General features: G+C 64.2%; 20 protein-coding genes and 2 tRNA genes. 19 read left to right on the plus strand and 3 right to left on the minus strand.

Annotated features, from left to right (window positions below):
• Positions 1 to 3: 3 nt before the first annotated feature.
• The 13 genes from ccmC to AC13FW_RS06290 all read left to right on the plus strand — a co-directional run bounded on the left by ccmC (position 4) and on the right by AC13FW_RS06290 (position 11,782).
• Positions 4 to 756 (plus strand): heme ABC transporter permease CcmC, encoded by a 753-nt coding sequence (gene ccmC / locus AC13FW_RS06230; protein WP_482988531.1) that lies wholly within the window; start codon positions 4 to 6, stop codon positions 754 to 756.
• Positions 753 to 926: a heme exporter protein CcmD gene (gene ccmD / locus AC13FW_RS06235; protein WP_296253203.1), complete on the plus strand. Its 174-nt coding sequence runs from the start codon at positions 753 to 755 to the stop codon at positions 924 to 926. Before ccmC ends, ccmD begins: the two co-directional genes overlap by 4 nt.
• A complete protein-coding gene (ccmE, locus tag AC13FW_RS06240; RefSeq protein WP_296253201.1) occupies positions 923 to 1,390 on the plus strand; it encodes a cytochrome c maturation protein CcmE in 468 nt (155 codons plus the stop codon). Before ccmD ends, ccmE begins: the two co-directional genes overlap by 4 nt.
• A complete protein-coding gene (locus tag AC13FW_RS06245; RefSeq protein WP_482988532.1) occupies positions 1,391 to 3,325 on the plus strand; it encodes a heme lyase CcmF/NrfE family subunit in 1,935 nt (644 codons plus the stop codon).
• The gene (locus tag AC13FW_RS06250; protein ID WP_296251480.1) at positions 3,322 to 3,948 is read left to right on the plus strand and encodes a DsbE family thiol:disulfide interchange protein; all 627 of its coding nucleotides are present in this window, start codon (positions 3,322 to 3,324) and stop codon (positions 3,946 to 3,948) included. Before AC13FW_RS06245 ends, AC13FW_RS06250 begins: the two co-directional genes overlap by 4 nt.
• On the plus strand, positions 3,945 to 4,397 hold the full coding sequence (locus tag AC13FW_RS06255) for a cytochrome c-type biogenesis protein (RefSeq protein ID WP_482988533.1): 453 nt from the start codon (positions 3,945 to 3,947) through the stop codon (positions 4,395 to 4,397). Before AC13FW_RS06250 ends, AC13FW_RS06255 begins: the two co-directional genes overlap by 4 nt.
• Positions 4,391 to 5,419 carry a tetratricopeptide repeat protein gene (locus AC13FW_RS06260; protein ID WP_482988534.1) on the plus strand — a complete coding sequence of 343 codons (1,029 nt, stop codon included), beginning with the start codon at positions 4,391 to 4,393 and terminating at the stop codon, positions 5,417 to 5,419. Before AC13FW_RS06255 ends, AC13FW_RS06260 begins: the two co-directional genes overlap by 7 nt.
• Before the next feature lie 291 nt (positions 5,420 to 5,710).
• Positions 5,711 to 6,835, plus strand: coding sequence for a homoserine O-acetyltransferase MetX (metX, locus tag AC13FW_RS06265; RefSeq protein WP_482988535.1), 1,125 nt, complete (start codon positions 5,711 to 5,713; stop codon positions 6,833 to 6,835).
• 92 nt (positions 6,836 to 6,927) lie between these two features.
• Positions 6,928 to 7,764, plus strand: a complete 837-nt coding sequence (locus tag AC13FW_RS06270; RefSeq protein WP_482988536.1) for a DNA ligase — start codon at positions 6,928 to 6,930, stop codon at positions 7,762 to 7,764.
• 193 nt (positions 7,765 to 7,957) lie between these two features.
• The gene (locus AC13FW_RS06275; RefSeq protein ID WP_482988537.1) at positions 7,958 to 8,566 is read left to right on the plus strand and encodes a DUF1294 domain-containing protein; all 609 of its coding nucleotides are present in this window, start codon (positions 7,958 to 7,960) and stop codon (positions 8,564 to 8,566) included.
• Between the two features lie 265 nt (positions 8,567 to 8,831).
• Positions 8,832 to 10,805, plus strand: coding sequence for a PEP/pyruvate-binding domain-containing protein (locus AC13FW_RS06280; RefSeq protein ID WP_482988538.1), 1,974 nt, complete (start codon positions 8,832 to 8,834; stop codon positions 10,803 to 10,805).
• A gap of 51 nt (positions 10,806 to 10,856) precedes the next feature.
• Entirely contained in the window at positions 10,857 to 11,459 is a 603-nt protein-coding gene (locus AC13FW_RS06285) for a GyrI-like domain-containing protein (protein ID WP_482988539.1), read from the plus strand.
• A gap of 50 nt (positions 11,460 to 11,509) precedes the next feature.
• Positions 11,510 to 11,782, plus strand: coding sequence for a hypothetical protein (locus AC13FW_RS06290; protein ID WP_482988540.1), 273 nt, complete (start codon positions 11,510 to 11,512; stop codon positions 11,780 to 11,782).
• Positions 11,783 to 11,848: 66 nt separating this feature from the next.
• Here the strand turns inward: AC13FW_RS06290 and cydC are convergent, their stop codons facing one another.
• Together cydC and cydD are read right to left on the minus strand one after the other, a co-directional pair.
• Complete coding sequence (gene cydC, locus AC13FW_RS06295; protein WP_482988541.1) at positions 11,849 to 13,516, minus strand: thiol reductant ABC exporter subunit CydC; 1,668 nt, start codon at positions 13,514 to 13,516, stop codon at positions 11,849 to 11,851.
• The gene (gene cydD, locus AC13FW_RS06300) at positions 13,513 to 15,234 is read right to left on the minus strand and encodes a thiol reductant ABC exporter subunit CydD (protein ID WP_482988542.1); all 1,722 of its coding nucleotides are present in this window, start codon (positions 15,232 to 15,234) and stop codon (positions 13,513 to 13,515) included. Before cydD ends, cydC begins: the two co-directional genes overlap by 4 nt.
• Before the next feature lie 200 nt (positions 15,235 to 15,434).
• Here cydD and AC13FW_RS06305 point away from each other — a divergent pair, with 200 nt between their 5' ends.
• From AC13FW_RS06305 to AC13FW_RS06330, 6 genes are all read left to right on the plus strand, one after another.
• Positions 15,435 to 17,021, plus strand: coding sequence for a cytochrome ubiquinol oxidase subunit I (locus AC13FW_RS06305; RefSeq protein ID WP_296251448.1), 1,587 nt, complete (start codon positions 15,435 to 15,437; stop codon positions 17,019 to 17,021).
• 15 nt (positions 17,022 to 17,036) lie between these two features.
• Positions 17,037 to 18,188 carry a cytochrome d ubiquinol oxidase subunit II gene (gene cydB, locus AC13FW_RS06310; RefSeq protein WP_313169661.1) on the plus strand — a complete coding sequence of 384 codons (1,152 nt, stop codon included), beginning with the start codon at positions 17,037 to 17,039 and terminating at the stop codon, positions 18,186 to 18,188.
• A 30-nt stretch (positions 18,189 to 18,218) separates the two neighbouring features.
• A complete protein-coding gene (gene cydX / locus AC13FW_RS06315; RefSeq protein ID WP_282269734.1) occupies positions 18,219 to 18,329 on the plus strand; it encodes a cytochrome bd-I oxidase subunit CydX in 111 nt (36 codons plus the stop codon).
• 60 nt (positions 18,330 to 18,389) lie between these two features.
• Positions 18,390 to 18,466: transfer RNA gene (locus tag AC13FW_RS06320), tRNA-Pro, on the plus strand.
• Positions 18,467 to 18,626: 160 nt separating this feature from the next.
• Positions 18,627 to 18,703: transfer RNA gene (locus AC13FW_RS06325), tRNA-Pro, on the plus strand.
• An 80-nt stretch (positions 18,704 to 18,783) separates the two neighbouring features.
• Positions 18,784 to 19,995, plus strand: a complete 1,212-nt coding sequence (locus tag AC13FW_RS06330; protein WP_296251443.1) for a CynX/NimT family MFS transporter — start codon at positions 18,784 to 18,786, stop codon at positions 19,993 to 19,995.
• 320 nt (positions 19,996 to 20,315) lie between these two features.
• Here AC13FW_RS06330 and AC13FW_RS06335 read toward each other — a convergent pair whose 3' ends face one another.
• Positions 20,316 to 21,572, minus strand: a complete 1,257-nt coding sequence (locus tag AC13FW_RS06335) for a glutamate-5-semialdehyde dehydrogenase (RefSeq protein WP_482988543.1) — start codon at positions 21,570 to 21,572, stop codon at positions 20,316 to 20,318.
• Positions 21,573 to 21,574 lie beyond the last annotated feature (2 nt).

Below are 21,574 nucleotides of genomic sequence, written 5' to 3' on the forward strand. Positions count from 1 at the left end.
CGGATGTTCAAAGGTTTAGTTGGTTGGTTTCACAAGCTGGGCTCACCGCCCTACTTCGACACCTTCGCCGCCCGTTGGTCCACCTGGTGCTATATCGCCGCGCTGCCGCTGTTTGGCTTCGGCCTCTGGCAGGCATTGGCGGTGGTCCCGGCTGACTACCAGCAGGGCGATAGCTTCCGCATCCTGTATATCCACGTGCCATCGGCATGGATGAGCCTGTTCGTGTTCGGACTGATGGCCTTCTACAGCGCCATCGCGCTGATCTGGCGAATCAAGCTCTGCGAGATCCTGGCCATGGCCTGCGCCCCCATCGGTGCAGCGTTCACCCTGATCACCCTGCTCACCGGCAGCATCTGGGGCAAGCCGATGTGGGGTACCTGGTGGGATTGGGACCCGCGCCTGACCACCGAACTGATCCTGTTGTTCATGTATCTGGGCGTGATGGGCCTGTACGGCGCCATCGATGACCGCCGCGCGGGCGCACGCGCCGCAGGCCTGCTGGCCATCGTCGGCGTGGTGATGTTGCCGATCATCCGCTACTCGGTGGTGTGGTGGAACTCGCTGCACCAGGGCCAGACCATCCGCGTGTTCGGCGACTCCAGCATGGACAGCAGCATGATCCTGCCGCTGTGGATCATGGTGCTGGCTACCAAGTTCTGGTTCGTCGGTTCGCTGCTGTCGCGCGCCCGCGCCGACAACCTGCGCCGAGAAGTCGGCAAGACCTGGCTGCGCGAACGGCTGGAGAAGTCGGCATGACCTATTTCAAATACGTGGCACTGGCCTACGCCGTGTTCTTCATCGTATTGGCCTGGGACTTCATCGTGCCACGCCTACAGATCCGCCAGCAGTTGCGCGAGGCACGTGCGCGCATCACTCGTGCCAGCCGCGGCAGCGCAGCAGCCGTTGATGAGGAACTGAGCCGATGAGCCCGACCCAGCGCCGCCGCCTGTTGCTGGTGTTGCTGGTCCTGCTGGTTGCCGGCGCAGCGGTCGCCCTGGTCAGCACTGCCCTGCAGCGCAACATCGCCTATCTGTACACGCCAGCCGAGGTCAACGCCGGCCAGGTTGCCCCGGATGCACGTTTCCGGCTTGGCGGCATGGTGGCCAAAGGCTCGTTCAAACGCGAACCAGGTGCGCTGCTGGCGCGCTTCGAGGTCACCGACGGTGACGCGATGCTGCCCGTCACCTACGACCGCATCCTGCCCGACCTGTTCCGCGAAGGACAGGCGGTGGTCGCCACCGGGCGCATGGTCAACGGCGTATTCGTCGCCGAAGACGTGCTGGCCAAACACGACGAGACCTATATGCCCAAGGAGCTGGCCGACAAGATGGGCGTGGCGCACGACAAGCACCAGGTTCCGGCCACCACCCCAACGACGGAAACGCCCTGAGTGCTCGGTGAAATCGGACAGGTACTGCTGATCCTCGCCCTGCTGGCAGCCCTGCTGCAAAGCGTCCTGCCACTTGTTGGCGCCCAACGCGACATCCCCGCACTCACCGCGATCGCCCGCCCGGCAGCGATGCTGCAGCTGAGCACGGTGCTGGCCGCCTTCGTGGTGCTGACGATTGCCTTCGTGCGCCAGGATTTCTCGCTGCGCTACGTCGCCGACAACTCCAATACCCTGCTGCCGATGATCTACCGCTATTCGGCGGTATGGGGAGCACACGAAGGCTCGCTGCTGATGTGGTCGCTGGTGCTGGCGCTGTGGACCGCCGCGGTAGCTGCGTTCTCGCGGCAGCTGCCGCCCGAAGTGATGGCGCGTGTGCTGTCGGTGATGGGCATGATCAGCGTCGGCTTCCTCGCCTTCCTGCTGTTCACCTCCAATCCGTTCGCACGCCTGCTGCCAGCACCGGGTGAAGGCCACGACCTCAATCCGCTGCTGCAGGACCCCGGGCTGATCATCCACCCACCCCTGCTCTATCTCGGTTACGTTGGCTTCGCGGTGCCGTTCGCCTTCGCCATTGCAGCATTGATTGACGGCCGCATCGACGTGCGCTGGCTGCGCTGGACCCGGCCGTGGACCAATGCGGCCTGGGGCTTCCTGACCATCGGCATCGCGCTGGGCAGCTGGTGGGCGTATTACGAGCTGGGCTGGGGCGGCTGGTGGTTCTGGGACCCGGTGGAGAACGCCAGCTTCATGCCGTGGCTGGTTGGCGCGGCCCTGCTGCATTCGCAAGCGGCCACTGAAAAGCGCGGCGTGTTTGTCGGCTGGACCCTGCTGCTGGCAATTGCTGCGTTTGCGCTGTCCTTGCTCGGCACCTTCCTGGTGCGCTCGGGCGTGCTGACCAGCGTGCATTCGTTTGCCGCCGATCCCTCGCGCGGCCTGTTCATCCTCATTTTCCTCGGCATCGTGGTGGGCGGCTCGCTGCTGCTCTATGCACTACGTGCACCCGGCACGGGTGGCAACAGCAACGACCCGCGCCGCGCGTTCGCGCTCAACTCGCGCGAAAGCCTGCTGCTGGCCAACAACCTGCTGCTCAGCTGCGCCTGCGCGATGGTGCTGCTCGGCACCTTGTATCCGTTGTTGGCCGATGCGCTGGATCTGGGCAAGGTCTCGGTGGGCCCGCCGTACTTCGGTACCCTGTTCGTGCTGTTGATGGCACCGATGATCGTGCTGCTGCCATTCGGCCCGCTCAGCCGCTGGCAACGCGAGCAAGGCCTTCGCACATTGGCCCTGCTGGCACCGTGGGCGGGATTGGCGATCGTGCTGGGCATCATCGGCTGGTGGATGGCCCCGCAAGGCAAGTTCAAGACCGCAATGGGCATTGCCAGCGCGGCCTGGGTCGCTGGCGGCACCGGCTATTACCTGTGGATGCGTCTGCGCAAAAGTGGCCGGCCCAATGCCGAAACCTGGGGCATGCTGATCGCCCACTTCGGTGTGGCCGTGTTCCTGGTCGGCGCCTTGTTGGTGGAGGCGCTGCATGTGCAGCATGAAGTGGCGCTGGCACCGGGCAAATCCATCGACGCCGGCGGTTATACACTGCTGTTCGAAGGCGTGGATGCCAGCGATGGGCCGAACTATCACTCCGACCGCGGGCACCTGCAGGTATTGCGCGGCGACACGCTGATTACCCGCCTGCACCCGGAAAAGCGCATGTACGCCAGTGGCGGCCAGCCGATGACCGAGGCCGGCATACACCGCACGCTGGCTGGCGATATCTATGTCGCACTGGGAGAATCACTGGGCGACGGCTCCTGGGCCGTGCGTGTACAGATCAAACCCTTTGTCCGCTGGATCTGGTTGGGCGCGGCGCTGATGGCGCTGGGCGGTTTCATCACCGCCGTCGACCGCCGCTTCCGCAGGCTGCCTGAGAAATCGAAATGAATAATCCTGCACCCGAATCCAAAACCAAGCATCGCCTGCCGCCAGTCGCCATCGTGCTCGGTGCGTTGTTCTTCCTCGGCCTGATGGGCTTGATGCTGTACGGCGTCAGCCGCTCCGGCAAGCCCGACCGCGACAGCCTGCCGTCAGCGCTGATCGACAAACCGGCGCCCGCGTTTTCCTTGCCCGTGCTGCACGACCCCAGCGTGCATGTCACCGACAAGCAGCTGCGTGGTGCGCCCTATCTACTCAATGTCTGGGGCAGCTGGTGCCCGACCTGCCGCGATGAACACCCGATCCTCACCCGCTTCGCCGAAACCAAGCGCGTGCGCGTGATCGGCTACAACTGGAAGGACGAGCCCAGCGAAGCACTGCGCTGGCTGGAGCAGTTGGGCAACCCCTACATGGTGGTGCTGGCCGACCAGGAAGGCCGCGCCGCGCTGGACTGGGGCATTGCCGCTGCACCGGAAACCTTCCTGGTCGACGGCAGCGGCATCGTGCGTTGGAAGTACAGCGGCGCCATCACCCAGCAGGTAATGGATGAGCAGCTGATTCCGGCACTGGAAAAAGTCGAAGCAGCTGCCGGTGGCAAACACGGTGCGCCGGACCTCGGGGCCGCCCGATGAAAGCCTGGGCTATGGTCCTGCTATGGCTGTGCCTGGCGTTCGCCGCCAGCGCGCAGCCAGCCGGCGACCCCAGCCCACTGCAATACCGCGACCGCGCCGAGGAAGTACGCTTCCACGCACTCACCGCCGAGCTGCGCTGCGTGCAATGCCAGAACCAATCGCTCGCCGATTCCAACGCGCAGATTGCCCACGACCTGCGCCGCGAAGTACTCAAGCTGATGCACGAAGGCCGCAGCGATGCCCAGATCAAGCAGTTCCTGGTCGACCGTTACGGCGAGTTCGTGCTGTACCGCCCGCAACTGGAAGCCAGCACCGCCCTGCTCTGGTTCGGTCCCGGCCTGTTGTTGCTGGCCGGCGCCGTGCTGTTGATCGTGCATGTCCGGCGGCGTGGCCGCACCGTCCCTGCTGCCAGCAATGACGACGCCAGCCAGGAAGAACGCGAATGGTGAATACCGGGTTCATGGCAGGTGCTGCTGTGCTGGCGGTAGTGGCAACCGGCGTCGCCTTGTGGCCACTGTGGCGCGCCGGCAAACGGCGGATCTGGGGCAGCCTGGTTGCGCTGGCGATGGTCGCCACGCTGGGCCTGTACCAGTTATTGGGAACCCCGGCGGCGATGCAGCCGCAACCTGAAGCCGCTGCCGCGCCGCAGACCATCGAAGAAGGCATCGCCCAGCTGCAGGACGCCTTGAAGCAGAACCCCGAGCGCGTTGACGGCTGGGGGCTGCTGGCCCGCTCGCAGCTGGAGATCGGCAAGGTCGCCGATGCCGCCGCGGCCTACCAGCGCGCCGTACAGCTGGCGCCGGATGAACCAGGCCTGCTGCTCGAAGCCGCACAGACCCGCGCCCAGGCCGATCCCAAATTCCTGTTCGACGATACCGCCCAGCGGTGGCTTGCCCGCGCCAGCCAGATCGCACCGGACAACGAGCGGGTAATCTGGCTCACCGGCATCGTGCAGCGCCAGCAAGGCCAGAACGACGCGGCCGCGCGGACCTGGGAAAGCCTGCTACCAAGGCTGGAGCCTGCCGCCGCAAACGCGCTGCAGGCGCAGATCGACATCGCCCGTGGCAAGGCACCGACCACCGCGCAGACTGGCACAGCGGCAACAACAGCGGCTCCAGCAAGCGCTGCTGGTGGTGGCATCGCCATAACGGTAACCCTGGCCCCGGCCTTGGCCGAACGCGCCGCCTCCGGCAAGGAAACAGTGTTCGTCATCGCCCGCATCCCCGGCGGCCCGCCAATGCCGGTCGCCGTCGAGCGCCACCCTGCACAGGCAGCGCCGCTGACCGTCACCCTCGACGACGGCGACAGCCCGATGCCCACGCAGAAGCTGTCGGCGCTGCAGGAAGTGGAGGTATTCGCCCGGCTGTCCGCCAGTGGCAATGCGATGCGCGGCGAAGGCGACGTCGAGTCGGTACCGGTCAAGGTCAAACTGCCAACTGACAAGCCCTTGGCGATCATGCTGGGTCAGTAACCCGCTGCAAGCTGTCTTGTGGGAGCGGCGTAAGCCGCGAAGCGAGCACATCCAGCAGATGGCAGGGATGCGTTGTGCTCATGGCAATGCCAGCTTCGCGGCTTACGCCACTCCCACAAAAGGCAGACGCCCGCTCGCGACATCAGTGTCATGCGGGATGGCAGGAATCAACATTGGAACATTGCTTCCCGGGCGCGCCCCCCCCCGGTCGCAGCGCGCCAGCAATACCCAGATAACCACTGGTTATCATCCATGCGAAGATGCGGCCGGCATCCCCGTTAAAATTGGCAGATGACTGAATTCACCCCTGTCGGCAGCCGCTTCCATGCGCTGTCTTCCCCATTCCCGATGAAGCGCGGGGGCAGCCTTGTCGGCGCCCACGTCGCCTACGAAACCTGGGGCAAGCTGGCCGCCGATGCCAGCAACGCCATCCTGATCGTCACCGGCCTCTCGCCGGATGCCCACGCCGCCAGCAATGCCACCAATCCCGCTACGGGCTGGTGGGAGCCGATGCTTGGCCCCGGCAAGCCGATCGATACCGACCGCTGGTTCGTCATCTGCGTCAATTCACTCGGCAGCTGCAAGGGCTCAACCGGCCCAGCCTCGTTGGACCCAGCCACTGGCAAGACCTACCGGCTGTCCTTCCCCGAGTTGTCGATTGAAGACGTGGCCAACGCCGCCGCCGAAGTCGTGCGCGCACTTGGCATCACCCAGCTGGCCTGCCTGATCGGCAACTCGATGGGCGGCATGACCGCACTGGCAGTGTTGCTGCAGCACCCGGACATCGCCCGCAGCCACATCAACATCTCCGGCAGCGCCCGCGCCCTGCCGTTCTCGATCGCCATCCGTTCGCTGCAGCGCGAAGCAATCCGCCTCGATCCGGCATGGAACAACGGCGATTACGACGAAGTGCATTACCCGGAATCGGGCATGCGCATGGCGCGAAAACTCGGCGTCATCACCTATCGTTCGGCGCTTGAATGGGATGGCCGCTTCGGCCGCGTGCGACTGGACTCGGACCAGACCGACGAAGACCCGTTCGGCCTGGAATTCCAGGTCGAGAGCTATCTGGAGGGCCACGCCCGCCGCTTCGTGCGCCACTTCGACCCGAACTGCTATCTCTACCTCGGTCGATCCATGGACTGGTTCGACCTGGCCGAATACGCCGATGGCAATGTACTGGCCGGGCTGGCGAAGATCCGCGTTGAGCGCGCACTTGCCATCGGCGCCAATACCGACATCCTGTTCCCGGTGGAACAGCAGCAGCAGATCGCCGACGGCCTGCGCGCAGGCGGCGCCGACGCGCAGTTCATCGGCATGGATTCACCACAGGGCCATGACGCCTTCCTGGTGGACTACGACCGCTTCGGGCCAGCAGTAGCGCAGTTTCTGCAGGCACTGCCGACGAACGCATAGCCAGTACACCGATCTTGGATGCAGGCGGCCGCTGATGGTCGCCTGCACTGACTGCAACGCACGCTTGAGCTTCCGACAACCGGGGGCCGAGCATGCAACGTTTCCTCCTGATTCTTTTTTTCTTGCTGGCCAGTTCGCTCAACACGGCGCTCGCTGCCGCGCCCCCCTTGATGCTGGCCAGCAGCTGGCAGGACGGGCCGGATGTATCCCTCTATCTGGTCAGCGAGAAACTCGACGGCGTACGCGCACGCTGGGACGGTCACGCGCTCTGGACCCGCGCCGGTCACCGCATCCCGACGCCGGCATGGTTTACCCAGGGCTGGCCCAAGCAGGCGATCGACGGCGAATTGTGGATGGCGCGCGGTCAGTTCGAAGCCACCAGTGCGCTCATCCGCAGCAGCACGACCGACGAAGCGCAGTGGCGCACGCTACGCTTCATGGCCTTCGACCTGCCCAGTGCAACCGATGGCTTCGCCCGCCGCCACGCCCAGCTCAGCCGGATCATCGCCAATCAAGCCAACCCCTACCTGCTCTCCATTGAGCAACGCCGCCTGCCAGATACCGAGAGCCTGCACCGACACCTGCGCAGCGTCGTCCAGGCCGGCGGCGAAGGCCTGATGCTGCATCATCAGGACAATCGCTACAGCGACGGCCGCAGCGTTGGCTTGTTCAAACTCAAACTGTATGACGATGCCGAAGCGCGCGTGATCGGCCATGTACCTGGCAAGGGCAAGTACGCCGGCATGGTCGGTGCGCTGCTGGTGCGTGCCGACAGCGGTGCACAGTTCCGCCTCGGCAGCGGTCTGAGTGATGCGCAGCGTGCCGATCCACCGCCGATCGGCAGTCAGGTGACCTATCGCTACAACGGCCTGACCGTGCACGGCATGCCCCGCTTTCCGCGCTTCCTGCGGGTTCGAGATGATCGCTGATCAAAGCAATCATTGCATGTGGGAGCGGCGTAAGCCGCGAAGCAGACACATCATCAGATGGCGCAGACACATTGGGGCCTCAGCAACACCAGCTTCGCGGCTTACGCCGCTCCCACAAAAGCAGAACCGGTGCAGGGCTTCACAGTCCCTCGTGTTTGCGCTGCAATAGCGGCGACAAGCAGGGGCAAGCTCAATGCGCTATCAAGGTCGGCTGCAGGATTGGAACGATGACAAGGGCTTCGGATTCGTGGTTCCGAACGGCGGCGGTGACCGCGCCTTCGTCCATATCAAGGCCTTCGAGCAGCGTACGCAACGCCCGACTGACGGCATGCTGATCAGCTATGCGCTGCGCAAGGATGAACGCGGCCGTCTCAATGCCATCGCGGTGCGCTCGGCAAGCGCCACCAAAACCGTCACTTCCAAGCCAAAGCGCCCTCCGTTCACCGCCCGCCTGCCGCATGTCCTGCTGGGCGTATGCGCCCTGCTCTGCATGCTGGGACTATGGATTGCCAAGTTGATACCCGAATGGACCCTGCCGGTGATTGGCGGGATGAGCGTCGTAGCGCTGGGCTTCTATCTCTACGACAAGGGCGCAGCTGCCCGCGGTGCGCAGCGCACGCCCGAAAACACCCTGCACCTGATCTCCCTGCTCGGTGGCTGGCCGGGCGCGCTGATCGGCCAGGGGCTGTTCCGCCACAAGACCAGCAAGTCCAGTTTCCAGGTCATGTTCTGGCTGACGGTCGTGCTCAATGTCACCGCAATCTGGCTCCTTGCCAGCGGCAGACTGAGCCTTCCCCACTAAGCACGCAGCCGCAATGCCAGCGTAGCCCGGATAAGCGCAGCGCACCCGGGAACTCCGGCAGGGCAACCAAAGCAGCCACCGCATCGTCAGGCTTGCAGGTGCAACGCCTTCTCCGGGCCAGCAAGTCGCCGACCATGCCAATGGATTCTGCGACTTCCAGCCCAAAGACCGATCATGGCCTGGCTGTGCAGCCGAGCCGTGCAGATGCCGGTCGCTTATCATCTGCGCTCCCCAGCTCCAACACGGCATCATGGATCGAGCCCGTATGAAGTCCGCACTCCGCCTCGCCTGCCTGCATCTTGTCGCCCTCAGCGCCGTCCTCCTCGCTACGATGCCGACCGCACTGGCGCAAACCGCACGCAAGCCCTCGCCTTACGAGGCCAGGCAGGGCACCACCGCATCCTCCGTCGACAACGCCCAAGCCCCTGCGCAACTGCCGCGCATTGCCAACCGTGACGATTTCATGCGTCTGGCCCGGGTTTACAACCCGGGCACGCCGTTGGAGATGCCCCACCTGATATTCACCATCGACCGTCGTGATCCGGCCCGTATCCATTACATCAATACGCCGCGCTACGAGCTGCACGAGAACTTCGTGCGGCGCGAACGGTTGCTGCCGCACCTGGACAAGGCCACGCTCAACGCGCAGTACAAGGACCCGCAGCGGCGCTTCCTGTTCGGCACGGTGAGCTGGCAGCGCGATCTGCCCGGCTATACCTACGAGTTCTGGGAAGGCGACCAGCTGACACCCGCACTGCTCAGGCAGACCGATCAGCTGGTGCGGGGATCGTTCTACGAGGCGATCCGTTTCAAGACCAATTCCACGCTGCACGAACAGACCGCCCGCTCCGCTGGCCTGCCCTTCATCACCCAGGAAGCACTGCTGCGCGAGCAGTCCTTCCTGCCCTTGAACACGGGTATCGCACGGGGCCGCCTGCGCATCGTCCGCTCGATCGAACAGGCAAGCGACCTGTCGTCGCAGGACATCGTGGTACTGGACGAGGTTCCGATCTCGCTGTCGCCGGTAGCCGGCCTTGTCACCCAACGCCCATCGACGCTGTTGTCGCACGTCAACCTGCTGGCCAAGGGGTGGCGTATCCCCAACGTCTATGTCCGCGACGCGCAGGCTGCATTGCGCGTCTACGACGGACAATGGATCGAGCTGGAAGTCACGAACAATGACTACAAGGTGCGGCCAGCCCTACGTCCGGCCAACACGTCCTCCACAACCACGCAGGCAGCCGTGCGCAATCTGCCACGGCCCGACGTATCGATAACCGCACTGAAGCCGCTTTCGGCGCTTCGCGCCAGGGACAGCAGCCATTGCGGGGTCAAGGCGGCCAATCTGGGCACATTGAAATCCGCATTGCCGCCCTCCGCACGGGTCCCGGATGGATTCTGTGTCCCCTTCTCGCATTACCAATCTGCAATGCAGAGACTGCGCATCAGCGAGCGGCTGGCCGCACTGCAGCAGCAGCCCGGCTTCGCCGCCGATGCCAAGGTCCGCCGCGAGGCGCTGGCCGCGCTGCGGGCGGAGATCAGCGGCGCCACCCCGGACCCGGCACTGGTCCGCAGCCTGCAATCGCAGTGGCAGAGCCAATTGCAGGGCCGCGGCGTGTTCGTGCGCAGCTCTTCCAACTCGGAGGACCTGCCGAATTTCAGCGGCGCCGGCCTGTATACGACCGTGCCCAACGTGATCGCTGCCGATGCGCTGGTGCGCGCAGTGCAGACGGTATGGGCGTCGGTCTACAACTTCGAGGCCTACGAAGCACGCCGCGCTGCTGGTTTGGGCCAGGATGCAGTGGCGATGGCGGTACTGGTGCAGCTGGCTGCGCCCTCGGACAGTTCCGGGGTGATGATCACCCGCGACCCATTTGATGCAGGACGTCGCCACATCACCTATATCTCGGCCAAGCGCGGCCTCGGCATCCGCGTGGTGGAAGGCAAGCGACAGGCCGAGCAGGTGATGTATTCGAACTGGTCCAAGGCCGTGCAGGTGCTCAGCCGCTCCGCGGAGGACACCCAACTGGTCGCCAATGCCAGCGGCGGTGTCCGCGAGGTGGCGCTGACCGGCTCGCGCCAGGTGTTGACCGACGCCTTGATCGCGAGGCTGGCAGCCGTAGGCAACCGTACCAAACAGGCATTGGGCGGAGTCGACCAGGACATCGAATGGGCAGTGGTTGGCGATGACATACTCATCCTGCAATCGCGCCCCTACGTGGATGGAAGCAGCCGCTAGGGACCGCCCCAACCTCTCCGTCGCCCAGTATCAACTGATCCGGACGTGCTCATGGACAAGATCGATCTCAAGCGCCAGCTGAAGCACCTCTACCAGCCCTCGGCCAAGGCCATTGCCGAGCTCGACGTGCCTGCCTTCAACTTCCTGATGATCGACGGCGCCGGCAATCCGAATACCTCGCAGGATTACAGGGATGCCGTGGAGACGCTGTTCTCCGTCGCTTACACAATCAAGTTCGCACTCAAGAAAGCCGGGCGACTGGACTACGCCGTGATGCCGCTGGAGGGGCTGTGGTGGGCCGATGACATGGCGGCCTTCCAGCGCGATGAGAAGCAGCAGTGGCTGTGGACCATGATGATCATGCAGCCGCCGGAGGTGTGTGAGAAGGACGTGGAATCTGCGATCACCAGCTTGCAGAAGAAGTCGCTTGCCGCCCTGTCAAAGCTGCGTTTCGAGACGTTTCACGAAGGACGATGCGCGCAGCTGCTGCATGTTGGTCCCTTCGTCGATGAGGGACCAGCAATCGAGCGCCTGCATGCTTTCATCGGCGAGCGATCCGCATTGCGCGGCAAGCACCATGAAATCTACTTGAGTGACATCAGAAGGGCCGCGCCGGAGAAGTGGAAAACCATCATCCGCCAGCCCATGCAGTGAGTCGCAATGATGACCAATCCGACCAACACTCCGCATAGCAGGAACCCATCATGACCTTCTGGCTGGTCGCAATAGTAGTCAGCGTCGTCTTTGGCTTGGCGACTGGCGCCATGTGTCGCCGCACCTGGATTGCGGTGCTGCTTGCCGCCCTGCTCGGCGGCCTGCTCGCCCCCTATCTTGGCCTGCGCTTTGTATGGGATGTGACAGGCCATCACGATGCGCAGGATGGCCTGGCCTTCCTGTTCGGGCCGATGCTTACCGTACCGACAGCCAGCATTGTCGCCTACGCTTTCAAACGCTTGCGTGGAAACAAACGCAGCTGACGACGCACGCCTGCGCATCGCAACCCGTAGGTCTACAAAGCCGGGCACAACCCGGCTCAACGCTTGCTACTGCAGGCTCAAACGCCCCTGCTGCAACCGGTACTCGCGCTGCACCACACCTTCCGGCAGTCGATCGTGGGTGATCATCAACAGGCTGCGCTGCCCCAGCGCCGCCGCCAGATCGAGTAGCAGCGCATGCGCGGTATCCACGTCCAGGCCTTCGGTCGGCTCATCCAGCACCATGATCGGCGCGTTGCGCAGCAAGGCACGCGCCAAGGCCAAACGCCGCGCCTGACCTGCCGACATGGTGGCGCCGTTCTCACCCACCCATGCGGCGAGCCCGCCTTGTTGCTGCGCCCAATCGCTCAAGCGCACCTGCGCCAGTGCCGCCCACAAGGCGTCGTCGCCGGCCTGCGGATCGCCCAACCGCAGATTCTCCGCAATGCTGCCGGCAAACACCGGCGCCCCTTGTGGCAACCAGGCAATCTGCCGATACCAATCATCCTGGGCGAACTCACGCAGATCGACACCACCGAAGCGCACTGCCCCTTGCTGCGGGTCCCATAGCCGCAGCAGCAGGGCGGACAAGGTCGTCTTGCCGCAGCCGCTGTCGCCACGGATGGCGATGCGCTCGCCCGGCGCCAGCTGCAGATCCACGCCATCCAGCAGACGCCGCGTCTCGCCAGGCCAGGAAAACACCACCTGCTCGAACACAACCGCGGCCGCATCCGCAGCCACGGCGCGGGGCTGGGCCGGGTCCTGCACGGCTGGCGCCTGATCAACAATCTGCCGCAGACGCTTGCCGGCGACCCGCGCCGACTGCAGGGCCTGCCAGGCAATGCCGCTGCCTGCTGCGACCTCCAGCAGCGCAACGGTCAGGAACGCCAGCGTTGCAGCAAACGGCGCCTCCACCTTGCCTGTCTGGAACGCCGTCAACGCCAGCCACAGCATCGCCAACAGGCCAAGACCCGCCAGCGCCGAATGCAGCACGTTGCCACCGATCAGACGGCCACGACGTCGTTGATCGCTGCGCGCCAACTGCTGCGCGGCTGCATCCACACGCAACGCCCAATCATCGCGGGCATCCAGGGCAGTGAGATCAGCAGCGCCCTCCAAGCCTTCGAACGCCAAGGTGCGCAGGCTGGCGCGCTGCTGCGCGCGCTCGGCCTCGACCGCATCGCCACGGCGCACCGCGAACACCGGAACGCCGATTCCAACCAACACCGCGAGCACCAGCAACAACAGTGCCGCCGGCCAATAAATGAGTCCGGCCGCGACCACGCTCGCCACGGCGGCGCCCGCCAGGGCCAGCAAGGGACTGATCGCCCGCACCATCAAGCCATCGACTTCGCCGATATCGGTGATCAACCGCGCCAGCAACTCACCGGTACGACTGCTTCCCAATCGGGCAGGCGCCAACGGCAGTGCACGCTGGAAGAACCACACGCGCAGGTCACGCGCAATCCGCAAGGTCGCATCGTGGCCGACCAGCTTTTCGAAATAGCGCGACACGATGCGTGCCATCGTCAACGCACGAATGCCGGCCGACGGTGAGAAGAAATTGAAAGTGCCGCCCATGCCCAAGGCACCGGCCAACGCTGCGGCGGTGAGGAAGCCACCAGACAAACCCAGCAGGCCAACCCCCGCCAGCATGGTGGTGAACAGCAGCGCCGTCGCCAATGCCAGCCGCCAGCGGTGGCGCTTGAATACATCACGCATCGTCTGCGGGCTCATGCGCGCACTCCCTGCACTGCAACCTGCACGCTGTCCTGTAGATCGATGATCTTGTCGGCCCAGCGCATCGCCGCTTCGCTATGGGTGGCCATCAGCACCGTGCGACCACGCGTATGCGCCGCCAGGGCCTGCAATAGATCCGCTTCGGTCTGCGGATCGAGGAAGGCGGTGGGTTCGTCAAGCAGGAACAGATCCGGCTCCAGCAGCAATAGCCGCGCCACTCCAATCCGCCGCGCTTCGCCACCGGACAGGCCAAAGCCGCGCTCACCGATCACCGTGTTCAAGCCCAAGGGCAGATGCTGGGCAAAGCGCATCACCTGGGCCACTTCAGCCACCGCCTGCAGGCGCGCAGCGCTTACTGCCGGGTCGGCCATGCGCAGGTTGTCGGCAATCGAGCCGTGGAACAGATAGGGACGCTGGCCGGCGTAGCCGAGGCGCACGCCGTCGCGGACAACAATGCGACCTTCGCGCGGCGGCAGCCAGCCGGCCAGGGCTTCCAGCAAGGTGCTCTTGCCACTGCCACTGGGACCGATCAGGGCCAGGCGCTGACCGTCGCCGATCTCCAGCGAGAAATCCTTCAACACATCGTGGGTGGCGCCTTGGGGGCGCAGCACGACACTGCGTACCGACACCAGCGGCGCGTGCAACTGCGCCGGCTCCGGCGCTACCAGGGACGCAGCGACGGACGTAGCCACAGCAGCATCCTGATCGTCAGCCAGCAGGCGCTCGACTTCGGCCGCTGCCGCCAACGCATTGGCACGGTCGTGGTAATGCGCGGCCAGCCGCCGCAGCGGCGCGTAGAACTCCGGCGCCAGCAGCAGGCAGAACATGCCGGTGCCCAGGGTCGGCACCACCGAGTGCAAGGACATCAGGCCGAGATAGCTCAACCCCAGGTACAGGGCCACCATCGCCACGCTGACCGAAGCGAAGAATTCCAGCACCGTGGAGGACAGGAAGGCGATGCGCAGCACCTTCATGGTGCGCTCGCGCACGCCATCAGCGGCGGCGGCAACCCCTTCCAGCTCGGCTTCACCGCGCCCGTACAGGCGCAACAGGCCCAAGCCCTTGATGCGATCGGCAAAGTGGCCGCTCATCCGCGCCAACTCCCCGAGCTGGGCGCGGCCAGCGGCCTCGGCGCCCCAGCCCACCAGCATCATGAAGAACGGCACCAGCGGCGCGGTGAAAATGAAGATCAGCGCCACCACCCAGTCCACATAGGCCACGGCAGCGGCAATCAGCAGCGGCACCACCACCACTTCCACCCGCACCGGCTGGAATCCGGCGTAATAGCCCTCGATGGCATCGCCGTGTGACAGCAGCAACTCGCCCAGCTCGCCCGTGCGCTGACGGCGCAGCCACAGCGGTCCACGTGCCAGCAGACGCCGGTAAACCTGCTCGCGCAGCGCCAGTTTGGCGCTGTCGGCGACCTTGCCGGCGGCGGTCTGCGCGACCCCGCCCAGCAGGCTGCGCAGCAGCAACACCGCTGCCAATACCCAGAAACCGTGAACTACCTGTACCCAATTCAGTCGTTCCACGACTATGCTCTGGATCAACCAGGCAATGGCGCCAGCCTGCACGATCAGCAGCGCACCTGAAGTACAGACGGCCAAGGCCGCCAAACGCTGCTGCGAGCGGGCCCCGGACGCCAGAGCCGCCAGCCACTGCTGCTGTACGCGGCGTTGCTGTTGCACCGCGTTGGAATGTGGAACTTCGCTCAAGACTGACAACTCAGGTGAAGGAGATCTACGTGATTGTAAGCAAGCCGTACCCAGCCTGCCGGCCCTGCACCATCGGCGTTGGACAGCCAGCCCACATTGATCCAGATCAAGGCATTGGCAGGCCTGAACGGGGAGTATCGCTGCCATAGAACCCCTCCCAGCCACTCCATGACGCCCAATTCCCACGAGGTAGCCAGGCCATGATCGACTCAACAGTCGTAGAACTGTCACGTCTACAGTTCGCGCTGACCGCGATGTATCACTTCATTTTCGTCCCGCTCACGCTGGGGCTCTCTTTCATGATCGCGATCATGGAGAGCGTCTATGTGATGACCGGCAAGGATGTCTGGCGCCGGATGACCCTGTTCTGGGGCGTGCTGTTCGGCATCAACTTCGCCATGGGTGTGGGTACCGGCATCGTGATGGAGTTCCAGTTCGGCATGAACTGGTCCTACTACAGCCACTATGTGGGTGACATCTTCGGCGCACCGCTGGCCATCGAAGGCCTGATGGCGTTCTTCCTGGAAGCGACCTTCATCGGTCTGTTCTTCTTCGGCTGGGGCCGCCTGTCCAAGGTGCAGCACTTGACCGTGACCTGGCTGATGGCGCTGGGCACCAACCTGTCGGCGCTGTGGATCCTGATCGCCAACGGCTGGATGCAGTACCCGGTGGGTGCGGTGTTCAACCCGGAAACGATGCGCATGGAAGTGGTGGACTTCGCCGCCGTGCTGCTGAACCCGGTGGCCCAGGCCAAGTTCGTGCATACCGTCTCGGCCGGTTATGTGGCCGGCGCGATGTTCGTGATGTCGATCTCGGCCTTCTTCATGCTGCGCGGCAAGCACCGTGACATCGCCCGGCGCTCGTTCGCAGTGGCTTCGGCGTTCGGCCTGCTGGCGTCCATCTCGGTTGCCGTGCTGGGTGATGAGTCCGGTTACGCCACGGCCGAAAACCAGAAGATGAAGCTGGCTGCCATCGAAGGCATGTGGCATACCCATCCGGCTCCGGCACCGTTCACTGCATTCGGTATCCCGAACCAGCAGGAACAGCGCAATGACTTCGAAGTGCAGATCCCGTACGTGATGGGCCTGATCGCCACCCGTTCGCTGGATGAGGAGATCCCGGGCATCCTGGACCTGGTCAAGCAGGCCGAAGGTCGCGTCAAGGGTGGTCAGATCGCCTACGCCGCACTGGAACGCATCCGCGCCGACAAGAACGACGTTGAAGCCCGCGAGGTCTTTGACCGTCATTGGCAGGATCTGGGCCACGGCCTGTTGCTGAAGCGCTACCGCGACGACATCGAGAACGCCACCCCCGAGCAGATTGCACAGGCTGCGCTGGATACGGTGCCGACGGTTGGCCCGCTGTTCTGGACCTTCCGCGTCATGGTCGGTCTCGGCATCTACATGATCGGCTTCTTCGCCCTGGCCTTCTATTACTCCTGCCGCAACAACTTCGAGGACAAGCGCACCTTCCTGCGGGTTGCCCTGTGGTCGCTGCCCGCACCGTGGATCGCCATCGAATGCGGTTGGTTCATCGCTGAGTACGGCCGTCAGCCGTGGGCTGTTGATGGTGTGCTGCCGACGTTCTATGCCGCTTCGGGCCTGGCCGTCTACGAAATCCTGGCAACGCTGGTCGGCTTCACCGCGCTGTACACGGTGCTGCTGGTCATCGAAGTCAAGCTGATGCTCAAGGCCATTCGCAAGGGCCCGGACGACATCCTGCCCTCGCTGCAGCAGTCGGCCGTCGCAAACAACCACGCCAATGCCGCCGGCAACGGCCAGGCATAAGGCAGGAGAACACACATGGAATTCATTCTTCTGGACTACACGACGCTACGCGTGATCTGGTGGCTGCTGCTTGGCGTGCTGCTGATCGGCTTCGCGGTGATGGACGGTTTCGACCTGGGCGTTGGCACCTTGCTGCCGTTCGTGGCCAAGACCGATGAAGAGCGCCGCCTGGTGATCAACACCATCGGCCCGGTATGGGAAGGCAACCAGGTGTGGCTGGTGCTCGGTGGCGGCGCGATCTTCGCCGCCTGGCCGCCGCTGTATGCGGTGAGCTTCTCCGGCTTCTACCTGGCGATGTTCCTGATCCTGTTCGCCCTGATCCTGCGCCCGGTCGGCTTCAAGTACCGCGGCAAGATGCCCAGCCAGCGCTGGCGCAACAACTGGGACAAGGCGCTGTTCATCGGCGGCTTCATCCCGGCGCTGATCATGGGCGTGGCGGTTGGCAACGTGCTGCTTGGCGTGCCGTACCACTTCGATGACACCCAGCGCGTGTTCTACACCGGCAACCTGCTCGGCCTGTTGACCCCGTTCGCCCTGCTGGCTGGGCTGGTCAGCGTGGCGATGCTGGTGTCGCACGGTGCCGCCATGCTTGTACTCAAGACCAGCGGCCCGGTCGCTGAGCGTTCGGCAAAGATCGGCAGCATCGCCGCCATCGCCTCGTTTGTACTGTTCGCCCTTGCCGGTGCCTGGGTTGCCTTCGGCCTGCCGGGTTACCAGATCACCTCGCAGGTGGTTACCGACGGTGCCAGCAACCCGCTGTTGAAGACGGCTGAGTTCTCGCAGGCCGGTGGCTGGCTGCACAACTACAGCACCATGCCGGCCACGATCCTGGCGCCGGTGGTGGGCCTGCTGGGTGCACTGGCCAGTGCGGTGTTGTTGCGCAAGCGTCGTGGCGGCCTTGCCTTCATCGCCTCCGGTGCCTCCATTGCCGGCATCATCTTCACCGTTGGCTTTGCGATCTTCCCGTTCCTGCTGCCCTCCTCCACCCAGCCAGGCTCCAGCCTGACGGTGTGGGACGGTTCCTCCAGCCACCTGACCCTGTGGGTGATGCTGCTGGCCACCGTGATCTTCCTGCCGATCATCATCGCCTACACCACCTGGGTGTACCGCGTACTGAAGGGCAAGACCACGCTGGAAGAAATGGGTGAAAACCCGAACGCCTACTGATCCGCAACGACAACACTAAGGAGACAACTCATGTGGTACTTCGCTTGGATTCTGGGTGCTGGCCTCGCTGCGACGGTCGCCATCCTCAACGGCATGTGGTTTGAAGCGCGCGAAGCAAACAAGATCGATGCAAAGCGCTGAAAAACTGCGTGAAGGTATTGCCAAAACGCCGGACTGAGCGTATCTTTCCGGCTCCCTTCGCGGGGTGTAGCTCAGTCTGGTAGAGCGCTACGTTCGGGACGTAGAGGTCGCAGGTTCGAATCCTGTCTCCCCGACCAAAGGGTCGAAACTAGCCTGGAACAACGGCAACGTTGTCCAGGCTTTTTATTCGCCGGTACATGATTACCGGCAGCCAACGCACCACGCCTTGCAGGCAGCGCTGACTGAACAAAAGAACTTGCAGGGCACGAGGTTCACCGCTATCATAGGCGGCTCCTTCGGGGTGTAGCTCAGTCTGGTAGAGCGCTACGTTCGGGACGTAGAGGTCGCAGGTTCGAATCCTGTCTCCCCGACCAATTTGACAAAAGCCGGCCTCTGGTCGGCTTTTGTTTTTGGTGGGTTTCAAACGACGCCACCCACCGCGTCGGAGTAAGCAATGTCCACGTCCGCCCAGCCCCTTCCCCGGCACCCCCTGCTCAAGGGCCGCCTGCTGGCATTCATCGCCATCGTGCTGGTCTCGGCCAACCTGCGCAGTGCGGTCACCTCGCTGACGCCACTGCTGGACCGGCTTGGCCACATCTTCGATTTCGGCAGCACCATGACCGGTGTGCTCGGCATGATGCCGACCGCCGCCTTCGCCGTGTTTGGCCTGGCTACGCCACGTATCACCCGCGCCATCGGCCTGGAGCGCACTGCCGTGCTGACCATGGTGCTGGCCACCATCGGCCTGCTGCTGCGTGCCTTCTCCGGCAACGTCGGCATGCTGCTGCTGGGCTCGGCGATCGCCCTGGCCGGCATGGGCATGGGCAACGTGGTGGTGCCACCACTGGTGAAACGCTACTTCGCCGACCGCGTGGGCACACTGAGCACGATCTACATCACCGTGCTGCAGGCTGGCACGATGGTGCCGGCACTGCTGGCGGTGCCGGTGGCTGATCAATTCGATTGGCGCATCTCGCTGGGCATGTGGTCACTGCTGTCGCTGGCCGCGTTGCTGCCGTGGATCCTGCTGGCACGCAGCGCCCCACGCGCGGAAGCAACCACCACCAGCACCGAGCACGCCGCTGGTCGCGTCTGGAAGACGCAACTCGGCTGGGGCATGGCACTGATGTTCGGCATGACCTCGCTGGGAACGTATTCACTGTTCACCTGGTTGCCGAAGGTGATGGTGGAAGCCGGTGCCAGTGAATCCTTCGGCGGCGTGATGGTGGCGGTGTATTCGGCCATCGGCCTGCTGCCCTCGCTGCTGGTGCCCGCACTGGCGGTGCGCATGCGCAACCCCTTCCCGATCGCGGTGATGGTGTTCGTATTGAACATGATCGCCTTCGCCGGCCTGCTATGGGCGCCGATGAGCGCACCGCTGCTATGGGCCGTCATCGCCGGCCTTGGCCCATCGACCTTCCCGCTGGGGCTGACCCTGATCAATCTGCGCACCCGCAGCCAGGCCGGCTCGGCAGCGCTGTCCGGCTTCATGCAGGGCGTGGGCTACAGCCTGGCCAGCCTGGGCCCGCTGTTGTTCGGCTGGCTGCATGGCATGAGCGATGGCTGGGCATGGTCGTTTGCCTTCCTCGCCTGCTGTTCCGGCGTGTTGCTGACCGGTGCGTGGTTTGCCTGCAAACCGCAGCAGCTGGAAGACCACTGGAAATGAGTTGTTGCTGATACACGAAAGCCGCCGAAGTGATTCGGCGGCTTTTTCGTACTCGCGCACCAGCACCGGAACTGACCGGTCGTTGTGGGAGCGGCGTAAGCCGCGAAGCTGACGGTGTTGGAAGCATTGAAACTCTGTGCACGCTGAAGCTGCGGAGACTGCGCGGCTCACACGGCCACTATAGAACAACGAAGATCAATGCCAGCCGATGTAGCCCGGGTAAGCACAGCGCACCCGGGGAATGCAACGATCGAAACAACGCGTCAACGAATGCTAGGAGCTCCCGGGTGCGCTGCGCTTACCCGGGCTACGACGGCGACTTACCTCAACGGATGCCTTATCTGTCCCTCGCCGCGCACCACGAAGCGCTCTACCGTGAGCGCCTCCAGACCCATCGGGCCGTAGGAATGCAGGCGTGTGGTCGAGATGCCGATCTCCGCGCCCAGGCCCAGCTCGCCGCCATCGGAGAAACGCGAGGAGGCATTGACCATCACCACCGCCGAACGCAACGCGCGCACGAAGGTTTCGGCATGCGCCGGATTGCCGGTGGCAATGACTTCGGTGTGATCCGAGGTATGGGTCTGGATATGGGCAATGGCGGCAGCCAGGTCCGGCACCACGCGGATGGCGAGGATCAGGTCGAGGTATTCGGCGGCATAGTCGTCTTCGATTGCCGGAACGATATCGGCAACCAGCGCCTGGGTCGCTGTATCACCCCGCAGCTCGACACTGCGTTCGCGCAGCGCCGCTGCTGCCAATGGCAGGAACTCAGCTGCAATGCCCTCATGCACCAGCAGGGTCTCCAATGAATTGCAGGCCGCCGGACGCGAGGTCTTGCCATCGATCAGCAGATCCACTGCCAACTGCAGGTCGGCACTGTCATCGACGAACAGGTGGCAGACGCCCTTGTAATGCTTGATCACCGGCACCCGCGCATGCTCGGCGACGAAGCGGATCAGGCCCTCGCCGCCGCGCGGGATGGCCAGATCGATGATGTCGTTGAGCTGCAGCAGCTCCAACATGGTTTCGCGGCGCAGGTCTTCAACCAGTGTCAAAGCCGCATCCGGCAAACCTGCTTCGCGCAATGCGCGCTTGAGGCTGGCGGCAATCGCCGTATTGGAATGGATGGCCTCGGAACCACCGCGCAGGATCACGCCATTGCCGGCCTTGATGCACAGCGCTGCCGCGTCAGCCGTCACATTCGGCCGCGCCTCGTAGATCATCGCGATCACCCCCAAAGGCACCCGCACCTTCTGCACACGGATACCATTGGGGCGGTCGTAGTCGCGGGTCACCTCGCCCACCGGATCCGGCAAAGCGGCCACTTCACGCAGCGCATCGGCCACGCCACGCAGGCGCTCTGGATTCAGAGCTAAACGATCCAGCATCGCCGAACCCACACCTTTGTCGCGCGCCGCCTGCAGGTCACGCGCATTCGCGGCGAGGATGCTGCCTGCATCGGCTTCCAGCGCAGCGGCCATCGACTTCAGCAGCGTGCTGCGGGCTTGACTGGAAAGCAGGCCCAGTTGCTGCGCGGCATCGCGGCATTGCAATGCGAGGGTGCGGATATCACTCATGT

It is taken from the genome of Stenotrophomonas sp. 21LCFQ19, from assembly GCF_056861425.1.